Source organism: Spirillospora sp. NPDC029432 (genome assembly GCF_040703975.1).
GTDB lineage: Bacteria > Actinomycetota > Actinomycetes > Streptosporangiales > Streptosporangiaceae > Spirillospora.
The window spans coordinates 108954-121312 of record NZ_JBEZWH010000004.1 but is presented as its reverse complement, the minus strand read 5'-3'; the positions used below and the strand labels follow the sequence as shown (position 1 = coordinate 121312).

The following is a 12359-nucleotide window of genomic DNA, read 5'->3' as shown; positions in this document are numbered from 1 at the left end:
ACTACCGCGACCATCCCCACCACGCAGTACAACTACTCGGTCTCGCCATATGAGTTCAGCACCTTGCGCCACAACTCGGGGATAGACCCGTGAGGGCACATTCTGACCGCGGGATTCAAGATCTCCCGGTGGGCGGACGACTCACTCACCGGCGGCTAGCAGCCGCCGAGTCTGCCTGATCAGCCGCTCCGATAGCTCCCATTAGGTAGGTGCAAGGGTGAACCGGAGTCCATGAGTCGGCCGGCTAAACGAGTTGACGGGGATGGCGCCCGAGCGATCACCTTTGCGGGTGGTCCGGATGCACGGTGATGAGGTGGACATCGAGGCAGGTCTTGTCGAGCGGCTGGTTCGTGGGCAGTTCCCGCAGTGGGCGGACCTGCCGGTCGAACGGCTTTCCTCCGGCGGCACCGTCAATGCGATCTATCGGCTCGGTGATGCGTTGACCGTCCGGCTCCCCCTCACCGAGGGAGGTGTCGAGCCTCTGCAGCGCGAGGCACGGTGGCTGCCCAAGATCGCACCCGCGCTTCCCGTCACGATCCCGACCGTGGCCGCGACGGGCGAACCCGCCGAGGGTTATCCGTGGAGGTGGTCCATCCATCAGTGGATCCCAGGCGAGAACCCGATCGAGGGTCGTCTCACCGAGCCCGAACTCTTGGCACGTGATCTGGCGGAGTTCGTCAAGGCCATGCGCGGGGTCGGCATCGAGGGCGGGCCGGGTGCCGCCCGAGGAGGACCCCTGGCGACCGTCGACGCGGAGACGCGCACCGCGATCGAGGAGTTGCGCCACACCGACGAGCCGTTCGATGCCGACGCGGCCACGGCCGCTTGGCAGGATGCGCTCGCCGCGCCGCCATGGACCGCACGGCCCTGCTGGCTGCACTCCGACCTCATGCCCAGCAACCTGCTCGTCGTCCGAGGCAGGCTCGTCGCGGTCCTGGATTTCGGCACTCTCGGGGTCGGGGACCCCGCCTGCGACCTGATCCCCGCATGGAACCTGCTGCCGGCCATGGCCAGGGACGTGTTCCGAGACGCCGTGGACGTCGACGACGCGACCTGGACGCGCGGCCGCGGTTGGGCCCTGTCCATGGCCCTCGTCCAGCTTCCGTACTACCGGGACACTAACCCGGTCATTTCCGCCAACGCCCGCCACGTCCTCCGGGAGGTCCTTGCCCCGTATTGCCCTGCCCAATAGGCCTGGGTGTCCTCCTTCCTTATGCCGATGGGGCGGTTCGGCACTGTCGGGGCGCCGGAACCTTCTGCAGCAGCCCGACCGTCGAGGTGCCCGAGCCGGCCCAGGGCTACCGGCGGACCATCCAGAACCGCGACCGCCGGCCGCCGCGGGCAAGGTGTGCGGCGTTGGACGGCCTAGCGAGGAGTCAGGAAACTTACGAAGGGGAATCGCCGTATGCGTACCCACAAGCTCGGCCGGACCACGGTCGACGTCACGGAGCTCGGATTCGGAGGCGGCCCGCTGGGCGGCCTGTTCGCCCCGCTGGACGATGCCACCGCGGCACAGGCGCTGGCTTCGGCCTGGGATGCGGGGATCCGCTACTTCGATACCTCGCCGCACTACGGCATCGGCCACTCCGAACGCCGCATCGGTGACCTGCTGCGCGGAAAGCCGCGGTCGCAGTTCACGCTGTCGACGAAGGTCGGCCGACTGCTGGTGCCTCAGGATCCGGGCGGACGCATGGACCTGGACGAAGGGTTCGCCGTTCCGGCTACCCACCGCCGGGTGTGGGACTTCTCCCGGGACGGCATCCGGCGCAGCCTCGAGGACTCCCTCGCCCGCATCGGCGTCGACCGGATCGATGTGCTGTTTCTGCACGATGCCGAGGAGCACTTCGAGGCCGCGCTGCGCGAGGGCTACCCGGCGCTGGCCGAGTTGCGCGCCGAGGGCGTAGTCGGCGCGATCGGCGCGGGCATGTACCACTCGGGCAAGCTGGCCCGCCTGGTGCGGGAGACCGATGTGGACGTGGTGATGCTCTCCGGCCGCTATACGCTGCTGAACCACAGCGCCCTGGAGGACCTGTTGCCCGCCTGCGCCGAGCGTGGGGTCGCGGTCCTGGCGGCCTCTGTCTTCAACTCCGGCCTGTTGGCGACCGGCCGACCCGCGCCCGGCGCCCGCTTCGACTATGCCCCCGCCGCGCCGGAGATGCTGCGGCGGGTGCACCGGATCGCCGACATCTGCGAGGCTCACAGAGTGACCGTTCCACAGGTGGCCATGGCCTTCCCGCTGCTGCACCCCGTCATCGCCGGCATCGTGGTGGGCATGCGCAGCACGGACGAGGTAGGAAGCGACGTCGCCGCGTTCGGCGCGCAGATCCCGGCGCAGGTTTGGTCCGACCTGCGCGCGGAGAACCTGCTGGACGAGCGCGCCCCGACCGCGACCACGCAGTGAAGGGCTGACCCCGCACGGCACCGTGGTCGGCGACCGCGTTCTTGAATCCCGCGCCCACCCACGCGGTGCGCACGCCCGGGTTGCGGATGGCGCGGACGGCCACGAGGAGTCCCGCACCGGAGCATGTGCGAGGGGGCCGCCATACGCACACGCCTCCCCTTGCCGGTCGATTGAACGGTGCCGGTCCTCACTCCTGGGGTTGATCCTGAAGATCAGCAGCATTGGCGATGTCCGTCCGGTGGGCCCCGCAGATATCTGGACGGTGTTCGCGTTCATCGATCCAGAGGAACTCCGCCATGAATCGCTTCCTTTCCCCTATCGCCGTGGGTGTCGCGGCTTCGGCCATCGCCGCGGGCCTGACCGTCTCGGCCGCGCCGGTGCGCGCCGCCCCGAAGCAGGACGGAAAATCTCCCGCTCAGGCTCAGCCGGCCTCCTGGAGGGGGCAGTTCGTCTCGTCGGTCCATTTGCGCGGCTTCACTGCCGGGCAATTGCGGGAATGGTTGGCAAGCGACGGTTTCGACACCGGTACGGTCCGCTATGGCGTGGACGCTTACCGGGTCGTCTACCGCACGGTCGACGTGCGCGACCGGCCGACCACCGCCAGCGGCCTGCTCGTCCTGCCCCGCAACGGTGAGCGGCGCCTGGCCACCGTCTCCTACGGCCACGGCACGAACATCAACAAGGCCGAGGCTCCGTCCATGTTGGGGAACGTGTGGACCGGGGCGCCCGCGGCCACATTCGCCGCCGGAGGCTTCGCCGCCGTCGCCCCCGACTACCTAGGCATGGGCGTGGGACCCGGCGCGCCCCCGTGGAAGCACGTCCCGTCGGAGACGACCGCCTCGCTCGACCTGTTGCGCGCGGCCCGCCGGTTCGTCCCGCGGCACGGGAGGACCCTGGAACGGGACGTCATGGTCACGGGCTTCTCCCAGGGGGCGTCGGCGGCGCTCGGGCTGGCCAGGGTGCTCCAGGACGATGGCTGGTTCCGGCTGCGCGCGATCGCCCCGATCTCCGGTGCCTACGACTTCCGAGGGGCCGAACTGCCGGCACTGGTGAGCCAGGAAGAGCCCCCTCAGATCAACCCTAAGGCGGCCGTCGTCTACTCCTCGTACCTGCTGACGTCCTGGAACCGGATCCACGGTCTGTACGACGACCCCTCAGAGATCTTCGAGGCCCCCTACGACGCGCGCGTCGAGGGATTCTTCGACGGCACCACCCCCGCCCAGGACGTCGTCGAAGGCCTGCCCGACACACTGGACGAACTGCTCACCGAGGACGGGCTGGAGATGCTGCGCAACCCGCAGGGGCGGTTCGCGGAGGCGCTGCGGCAGGACGAGGTCTGCACCGGGTGGGTCCCGCGCGTTCCGATGCGTCTCTACAAGATCAGCGGCGATGAGGAGGCCGTGACCGCCAACACCGACCACTGCCACGCCGCGTTCGCCGCGTCCGGCAGGGACGTGCCCGTGGTGGACGTGGGCGAGGCGACCTACGAGGGCTCGCGCCACCTGGGCTCCAACCTGGCCGGAACCGCTCTCGTCGCGCGCTGGTTCGCGGCACTGCGCTAGGGTCGATCATCGCGCCGGCGCGTTGTCGCCGGATCGGCCGGTCCCCAGGCACCACCGCCGGACAGGAGAGCGCGGACCCGGCCGGGTGTGCGGCCGAGCTCGTCGCGCATCACGCGCGTGAGGTGGGCCTGGTCGCTGAAGCCGAGGTCGGCGGCCAGCGAGGCGAGGTCGGTCTCCCCCTGCTCGATCCGTTCCAGCGCGTGGCTGACGCGCACCCGGTTGCGGTAGCGGCTCACCGGTACGCCCACGTGGTGGCGGAACGTACGGCTCAGATGGGACGGGGAGACCTCCAGGGCCTGGGCCAGCTCCACCAGGCCCGCGCTCTCCGGGCCTCCGGCGAGGATGGCCTCGCGGGCCAGGGCGGCCAGGTCCTCGCGTCCCGGCGCCGGCCCGGCGTCCGGCCGTTCGCGCAGGGCCAGCCGCAGGAGGGCGGCGACGGCCTCGGCGGCGGCGAACGCCGGGTCCGGGAGGGCGCGCAGGAGCGCCCGGTGGGCCAGTTCGAGCCGCGCGTCCACGCGTACGGCCGGGGAGCGGACGGCGTCGATCACGTCCGTCAGGGCGTCGCTGGTGAACGTGACGGAGGTGCACGCGTCCCCACCCGCCGGATGGGCGAAGCGCGTCTCCTCCCCGGGGCGCTGTATGTAGCCCGTGGTGGGGTCGGCCGTCACCCGGTGCCCCTGCGAGTCCAGCCGGAACAGGCCCCGCCGTACGAGCACGATCTCGGCACCGGACGACGTCTCCGGCGCGGACCAGTGGGCGCGGTCGTCGGCGCACTCGACGGCGCGGACTGTGAAGTACGGCGTCTCGACCACCCCGCCGATGGTGCGCATGATCCGACCTTAAGCGGCGTTCCCGGCATCTTCGGCGTCGCGTCCGCATATTCCTTCAAGACCCGGCGGGCCCGCCCGGCGGATGCTCGGGGCATGCTCACCTCGAATCCGCCGGCGCCGCCGGCCGCCCGCCGTGGCGCGATGCTGGCGGTCCTGCTCACGGGGCAGGTCATGGCGTCCATGGACGGTTCCATCGTCTCGGTGTCCGCGCAGGCCATCCGCGAGGACCTGCACGCCGGCGGCGCGGCGGTCCAGCTGATCGTGTCGGGCTACCTGCTGACGACCGGTGTGCTGCTGGTCACCTGCGCCCGGATCGGCGACGTCGTCGGGCAGCGGCGCGCCTTCCTGGTGGGGCTGGGCTGGTTCACCGGGGCGTCGCTGCTGTGCGGGCTGGCCCCGAACGTGCCCGCGCTGGTGGCCGCGCGCGTCGCCCAGGCCGTCGGGGCGGCGCTGATGACGCCCCAGGTCTTCGCGCTCATCCAGCTCCACTTCGGCGGGGACGCGCGCAGGCGGGCGATCGGGCTCTACGGCATGGTGCTCGCCCTCGGCGTCGCGCTGGGGCAGGTGGTCGGGGGCGTCCTGGTCAGCGCCGACCTCTTCGGCCTCTCCTGGCGGCCGGTCTTCCTGGTCAACCTCCCGATCGGCGCGGTCCTCCTGGCGCTGGGCCCGCGGGTCCTGCCGGACGTCCGGACAGGCGGGAACGCGCGCCTCGATCCGCTCGGGGTGGTGATCCTGACCGTGGCGATGACCGCGTTCACGCTTCCGCTGATATTCGGGCGGGAGTTCGGCAGGCCCGGGTGGGCGCTGCTGTCGCTCGCGTCCGGCGCCGTGCTGCTCCTGGCGTTCGCCCGCTACGAGACGCGGGCCCGTGACCCGCTGCTGGACCCGGCTGTGCTGCGGCCCGGCGGGGTGAAACCGGGACTGGCGGCCTGCTGGATCGTGATGGGCTGCTACACGGTCCTTCTCCTGGTCCTGACCCTGCACATGCAGTCCGCGCTGGGGTTCTCCGCGCTCCAGGCGGGGCTGGCGTTCGTTCCGTACACCCTCGGCTTCGCCGCGCTCAGCCTGACCTGGACCCGCTACCCGCGCCGCCTGCGCGACGCCCTGCCGGTGGCGGGGCCGATCGTGTTCGCCGTCGCGGCGACCACACTGGTGCTCCTCTTCCGCGCGCGGTGGAGCGCGTACGGTTCCGCGCCGCTGCTGCTGGTCGCCGGGGCCGGGCACGCCGCCGGGTACAACCCGCTGATCGCGCGGATCGCGTCCCTGGTGGAACCGCGGCTCGCCGCGTCGATGTCGGCGCTCAACTCCACCGGCCCGATGCTCGCCGGGGTGACCGCCGTCGCCGGGCTCGGCAGCGTCTACTTCGCGGCCCCCACGTCCGCCGGCGGCCTGCTGCGCGCCACCCTCGCGGTGGCCGTCCTCCTCACACTGGGAGCCACCTGCGCCGCCCGCGTCCCCCCTTCGCAACGATCCTCTTAAGGCATGACACCTCGGCGCTGCCCCAGAAAGAACGCCGCGGCAGGAGACCGAGACCAGGCGAACCCTGGCCGCAGCGGAGCTGGCTCAACGACCGGGAGGCCGAACTGGCGGCCCGGCTCGCCGCCCGTTACCACGCGCGTTCCGGCGACTGGGCGGTGATCCTCCCCTACTCCGCGCAGATCGGGCTGGTCTCCGAACTGCTGGCGGGGGAGATCGGCGACGAGGACGTGATCGCCCGTCGCGTCGCCACTGTCGACTCGTTCCAGGGCGGCGAACACGACACGATCATCTTCGGCTTCACGGTCAGCACCCCCTCCGGTCACATCGGGTTTCTGAGGGAGGTCCGCCGCTCGAACGTGGCGTTCTCCCGCGCCCGGCAGCGGCTGATCCTCATCGGTGATCTCAGCACGCTGCTCAATGCGGGCGACCCGCTCTTCCGCGGCATGGTCGACAACTTGCACGAGCACATCCGGCGACGCAGAGACCTCCGCGCTTACCGCGACGTCATGGGCACTCTCGGGGAGGACACGTGAGCAGGAACGACGGCCCGCTTTACGCCCAGACCCGCGCGTTGGAACACGCGGCGAGCCTCCCGGCGTCCGGCCCCTCCGCGTCCACTCCCTCGCGTTCCCCCTGCACGCCGCCGAGCTGGACGCCACGATCGAGGAACGCGGCCCGTTCGACCTGCTCGACCGGTACGTCGACCTGGCCATCGCCGACGCGCGCTTCACCACCGCCCCGGAGGTCGCCGCGTTCCTGGGCGTCTCCGAGCGCATGGTTGACCGGGTCCTACAGTTCCTGCACGGCATCGGTCACGTCCAGGCGAACGGCGGCAGTCTGGCCCTAACACCACGCGGCTTCCGGGCGGTCCGCGACGACCGCCGCTACGTCGAGAAGCGCGAGAAGCTCCGGATCTTCTTCGACGGCGTCCGCTGCGGCCCGCTACGCACGGCCCACTACGCGCCCGGCGTCCGCATCCTCGACCGTGACGCCGCCCACGCCCAGCGCACCTTCCGCCTGCTCCAACACGGCGGACCCTTCCAACCGGGCGCCGTCGACGACCTGGCCCGGCGTCCCGACCGTGGCGACTACGACCTGCCCGACGAGCTACTGAACCTCGAAGTTTCGAGCGTCGACCAGGCATTCCGCTGGATGCGCCAGCGCGACATCACCCCAGACGCGATCGTGTGGCAGGACCATGACAGCCCCCGGCTTAACCTGTCCCCGTCCCGGTACACCGACAAGGAGCGCCGCTCGAAGAACACGTTCTCCCTGAGCATGCTCGGCGCGTACGTCGCTCCCCGCAGCCACGTCCTCCAGCTGTGGTGCGACGACTCCGCAACCCGCCGCACTCGTGACCAGCTCACAGTGTTCCTGGAACGCGTGTCCAGCCAGCTCGAACTCCCCTCGCCCCTCACCGAGGAGACCCTCCAGCGCCACGCCCGCAAGGTCGGCTACGGCCCCATCAACCTGAAGGGCTGATCGCCATCCAGTTCGACGACCACTGCGCGCTGTACGACACCGCCCTGCTCTATCAGGCCCTGATATCGGGGGGCATCGCTACCGGTCAGGCCTTCCCCACCAGATGCCCCCACCCGGACCGGATGAAGTCGGTACACAGCACTCGAACTCGTCGAACTCGTCATCGCTGACATCTACACCTCACAGGACCCATGGGGACGCTCAGCGCGACGAGGCGCTGCTCGATGCAATGAAGGGGCCCGGCAGGGCTCCGCCTGCAGCCAGTGATCACTCCAAGCCGCAGTAGGGACAGAAGAAGCAACTGCCACGAATGCCAAGAACCACTAGATATATACGCCATATCTGACATAATGATCGACTGTGGGTCACGAACTTCCTCAGCCCGTTGGGATGCAGCGCGAAGTCGTCTACATGAAGGACCATGGCCACCTCGTGGTTCTTGGGACAGCCGGCAGCGGCAAGACCACCATGGCGATCCACCGAGCCGTCTACCTAGCCTCTGTAGCGCCGCAGAGCAAGGGAAGAACCCTTCTGGTCACCTTCAACCGGGCCCTCGCCACCTACCTCAGAGCCGGCGCGAAGGTGCCAGGGCTGACGGTTGAAAATTTCCACACCTTCGCGCGGGGGTATCTTGGTTTTCGAGGTCTACTGCGTGGGCGGCAGATCTGCGAAGCCGCTTCCTTCCTCCCCACCGCCTTGAACGAAGTTCGGCGGCGCAACCCGGACCAGCCGTTGCTAAGAAGGAGCCCGCGGTTTTTCGAAGACGAACTCCATTGGATCACAGGCCATGGGGCGAACGACCTCGACACGTACAATAGGACAGCACGGGTCGGCCGTCTACGCCCCCTGTCGCAAGCAGATAAGGCTCTCGTTTTTCAGATTCGTGACGTCTACCACCAGCTACGCCAGCAGCAAGGGTACCGGTACGACTGGGACGACCTTGCGTCGGCAGTGCACCAAGAGCTGACTCAGGACAATGGTCCACGCCTATACAAGCACATCGTAGTGGATGAGGGCCAGGACTTTACACCGGAGATGATACGTGCACTGGCCGCCGCGGTTCCACCAGACGGCTCATTGACCTTCTTCGGTGATTACGCGCAGCAAATGTACGGCAGCCGTATGTCCTGGAGAAGCCTTGGGCTACAAGTCTCCCGCCCCGTGGAGTTCCAACACAACTACCGTAACACCCAGCAGATCGCCCGTCTCGCCGTGGCCATGTCGGAGATGCCACACTTTCGCGACGACGTGGATTTGGTCGTACCCAAGGCTCCCCGTGCAGACGGCCCCAAGCCGACCGTCTGGGTACACAGTTCCCCAACGGCCCAATTGCGTGCCGCCGCTAAGTGGGCTCGCGATCTCAGGTCCAGCCATCGAGTAGCGATCCTCTTGCGCACTCGCGACGAAGAAAAGAAGCTGAGCAAACTATTGGGCGAACCTGCAACCCGACTACATAAGAACATGGCTGGTTGGCCGACCGGATCCGGCGTATTCTATGGGACCTACCACGCGGCAAAGGGGCTTGAGTTCGACGCCGTCCTACTCCCCTGGTGCGATGCCGATCAGCTACCGCATCCCACCGAAGTCGAGGGGCACGGCCAGCAGGAAGCCTCAGCACGAGAGGCGCGCCTTCTCTACGTTGCCGTGACGAGAGCCAGAACCAACCTCATTCTGCTGCACTCGAGCAAGCTCACGACTCTCCTGCCCCAGGAAACCTCAGACCTGTACGAGAGGGTGGGGGCGTGATCAACCCCATCGAGGAGGATGTTCGTCGGCGCGGCATTACTAGACTGTGCCACTTCACCAAGTCATCGAATCTTGCGCATATCATTGGCGCAGGCGAGATCCGTAGTGTGACCCAGCTCGAGCGCGAGGTGGAGGGCTTCCGTCCCACAGACACCCAGCGCAGAGACGGGCACCCCGACCGCATCTGCTGCACCATCGAGTACCCGAACACTTGGTATCTCGACAAGGTACGCGGAGAGGACCCCAACTTTCTCGACTGGGTCATTCTCACTATCGATCCATGGCCCCTATGGCACGATCAGACAAAGTTCAGCCCTAGCAACGCCGCACGCGCAAACGGGGCAGTCATTCGGCCAGGGCTGGCCGGCTACCAAGCCATGTTCGCTCCGGTGGTGCACGGCCAGCGAGAGTTCCGTAGGCTGCCGGGCCATCCTCCGTGGTGGCCGACAGATGACCAAGCAGAAGTGCTCGTGGCCGTACCTATCCCATGTTCCAGCATCCGCAGCATCATCGTCCGAGATCACGGTCAAGCCAGCCGGGAGGTTGCGCGAGCCTCACACAACCGACAGGTTAGCCAGCTTCCGCCCATCGCTGTGGCTCCGACTCTGTTCGACAAGGGGCAGCTGAGCAGCTCCGTCCGTCGAGGCCACCAACCACCTGAGTTCGCCGCTAACCCTCTGGCAGAGTGATGTCGTGGAGAGAATCGCCATGAACGAGGTCGCCTCGCGAGCACGGGCTGTCTTCGTGGCCAGCGCAGTGGGAGATGCTCTCGGCTGGCCCCACGAGCGTCGCGACCGGGTCTTGGACACGGCGCCGAGCGCAGACGGTATGGGCCCTGGGATTTTCTTCTCCTGGACCAGGAAGGCCGGCAGCCGTTTCCAGCCGGTGTACGAGGAGATCAGCGCGGGCGAGTACAGTGATGACACCCAGCTGATAATTGCTACTGCGCGCGCTCGACTCACACCCGATGGCCATTGGGTAAAGCAGTTGACGGACATTGAATTGCCCTTCTTCCTGCAGTATGAACGCGGGGCCGGGGCTTCTGTAAAACGCTCATGTCGTGCCTGGACACGAAGAACAGCCCCTTGGGTGGCATCAAAAGACGACCCAGCAAAATACTTCGCAGCTGGAGCGAACGGCGTTGCGATGCGTATCGCTCCCCACGTGCTCCTTCATCACGCGGACGACAACTTCGGGTTGCTGGCTTCCGACGTTACACGAGACGCGATCCTAACTCATGGTCATCCTCGTGCACTTGTGGGAGCACTCGCGTACGCCTATGCCCTGTGGATGAGCCTGCGACAGGCCCCCTCAATTCGCTACGGCTGGCTAATCGAAACTCTACTGGCAGACGCCAAATCATGGTCTGCTCTGCATGAAGCTGTGCTAGACACACACTGGCTTCGACTAGCCGATCAGCATCATGCTGGCGACTACCGAGGAGCCTGGGCGAAATCAGTCGAAGAAGTAATCCGGATGCTGGAGCAGGCCACTGAGGCCCTGGCGCTCGGTGCGGTCGGGACTCCCAGATCTTTCGCTAATAGAATTGGCGGAACTGCGACGAAGACCAACGGGTCCGGGACTATTACTGCCGTTCTTGCAGCCTTCTTGGCTGCCTGGGGCTCAGCAGATCCACTGCGAGCTCTTCAAACAGCAGCAACACTAAAAGGCGCTGACACCGACACGCTTGCGTCAATGACCGGCGGATTGCTTGGGGCAGCACTGGGCGGCGACTGGATCAACTCAGCAGCTCGAGAGGTTCAAGATGCAATACTGTTGCAACGCCTGGCAACCGAACTAGTCGACTCAGACCACAGAAGCAAAAACCAAATGTCGTTGCCACTCGAGTTTTCGAGACCAACAACTACCGAACTCACCAAGGCCGTTCCCGAGCTAAGAGCTGGGCAGGACATCACACTACCCAACGGGTGCAGGGCGCAAGTAGGGGACATCGTTCAGCTCCGGGCCAAGGCGCACTCTGTGCAACGTCTTCGAGTTCAAACCGAGGATGGCCAAACCCTCTACTTCATACATACGGATTCTCAGCAGAATAGGGCTGCCTCTACAGCATCGCCTCATATCCCGCCACCATCACAGAGAGAGACTATTCCAGCAATACTAGAACCTACTCTCAATTCGAGAGATCTCACTTCTGAACTAGCCGGCATCGAGATTCAAGCTGCAAACTTGCATAAGACCAGATTCACCCTGGAGCGAATCATTGGAGTCCGACCACTCGAATCCGGCGACGGATGGGTACGCTATCGCGGCCTCTTCGTGGCTCAAGGAACATCGAGACAATCGATCGATCCCTCCGTTGTCCGCATACGAATTCGAAGCCGCCATTTCGATGCGATCGAATCGCGTGCCGTTGCAGCAGGGCTAACACCACGGAGACTTCCGCGCAATGAGGAAGAAGCTTTCGAGATCAAGATCGCCCCTGGCGTGCTCGCGCTTGTAACTCGTCAGCAGCACGACGTCCCTCCAATCATAAAGTAAGCGCAATGCCCCTCCGGGCAGAGTACGAGCACGCTTTCTTTACGCCCCAGCTCACAGAGTCGTACGTGGTCGCAATGTTCGCTCGGGGGCAGCGGCATGGGGCGGCACCCATCTGGTGTTGGATGCGGACAAGGTGGTAGCATTTTGATAGCGAGAACACTGATCTTGATACAAGAGCAGCGGACTCCTAATCTGCGGGTTCGAGGTTCAAGACCCTGACGGCGCATCTGCTCCGAGCTGGACATTCGCACTTATATCGCGAAGGCTCATCGCATTTATGGGCCGTTTACCTGGTCGCGCTGCTCCATGTTCGCTCGCCGGACACCAGCCCAGACACCGGCACCGCCAATAGGCGTACCA

10 protein-coding genes are annotated in these 12359 nt (G+C 66.6%); 9 read left to right on the top strand and 1 reads right to left on the bottom strand.

The genetic code is table 11. From position 1 onward, the window contains the following. The first annotated feature begins 313 nt into the window (after positions 1-313). The 3 genes from AB0881_RS04400 to AB0881_RS04390 all read left to right on the top strand — a co-directional run bounded on the left by AB0881_RS04400 (position 314) and on the right by AB0881_RS04390 (position 3963). On the top strand, positions 314-1192 hold the full coding sequence (locus tag AB0881_RS04400; RefSeq protein ID WP_366614112.1) for an aminoglycoside phosphotransferase family protein: 879 nt from the start codon (positions 314-316) through the stop codon (positions 1190-1192). A gap of 213 nt (positions 1193-1405) precedes the next feature. Then, positions 1406-2401: an aldo/keto reductase gene (locus AB0881_RS04395; RefSeq protein WP_366614110.1), complete on the top strand. Its 996-nt coding sequence runs from the start codon at positions 1406-1408 to the stop codon at positions 2399-2401. Between the two features lie 542 nt (positions 2402-2943). Next, positions 2944-3963, top strand: coding sequence for a hypothetical protein (locus tag AB0881_RS04390; protein ID WP_366614109.1), 1020 nt, complete (start codon positions 2944-2946; stop codon positions 3961-3963). On the opposite strand, the gene AB0881_RS04385 is transcribed toward AB0881_RS04390, so the two are convergent. Then, positions 3960-4793 (bottom strand): AraC family transcriptional regulator, encoded by an 834-nt coding sequence (locus AB0881_RS04385; RefSeq protein WP_366614107.1) that lies wholly within the window; start codon positions 4791-4793, stop codon positions 3960-3962. The genes AB0881_RS04390 and AB0881_RS04385 overlap by 4 nt on opposite strands. A 93-nt stretch (positions 4794-4886) precedes the next feature. Between AB0881_RS04385 and AB0881_RS04380 the strand changes: the two genes are divergently transcribed. The 6 genes from AB0881_RS04380 to AB0881_RS04355 all read left to right on the top strand — a co-directional run bounded on the left by AB0881_RS04380 (position 4887) and on the right by AB0881_RS04355 (position 11999). Next, complete coding sequence (locus tag AB0881_RS04380; RefSeq protein WP_366614105.1) at positions 4887-6272, top strand: MFS transporter; 1386 nt, start codon at positions 4887-4889, stop codon at positions 6270-6272. Further along, positions 6233-6805 (top strand): C-terminal helicase domain-containing protein, encoded by a 573-nt coding sequence (locus AB0881_RS04375; protein WP_366614325.1) that lies wholly within the window; start codon positions 6233-6235, stop codon positions 6803-6805. Before AB0881_RS04380 ends, AB0881_RS04375 begins: the two co-directional genes overlap by 40 nt. After that, positions 6690-7754, top strand: coding sequence for a hypothetical protein (locus tag AB0881_RS04370; RefSeq protein WP_366614103.1), 1065 nt, complete (start codon positions 6690-6692; stop codon positions 7752-7754). The genes AB0881_RS04375 and AB0881_RS04370 overlap by 116 nt, the downstream gene beginning before the upstream one ends. Positions 7755-8144: 390 nt before the next feature. Next, positions 8145-9500 (top strand): 3'-5' exonuclease, encoded by a 1356-nt coding sequence (locus AB0881_RS04365; protein ID WP_366614101.1) that lies wholly within the window; start codon positions 8145-8147, stop codon positions 9498-9500. Further along, positions 9497-10189 carry a DarT ssDNA thymidine ADP-ribosyltransferase family protein gene (locus tag AB0881_RS04360; protein ID WP_366614100.1) on the top strand — a complete coding sequence of 231 codons (693 nt, stop codon included), beginning with the start codon at positions 9497-9499 and terminating at the stop codon, positions 10187-10189. The genes AB0881_RS04365 and AB0881_RS04360 overlap by 4 nt, the downstream gene beginning before the upstream one ends. 19 nt (positions 10190-10208) lie before the next feature. Beyond that, entirely contained in the window at positions 10209-11999 is a 1791-nt protein-coding gene (locus tag AB0881_RS04355) for an ADP-ribosylglycohydrolase family protein (protein WP_366614098.1), read from the top strand. Positions 12000-12359 lie beyond the last annotated feature (360 nt).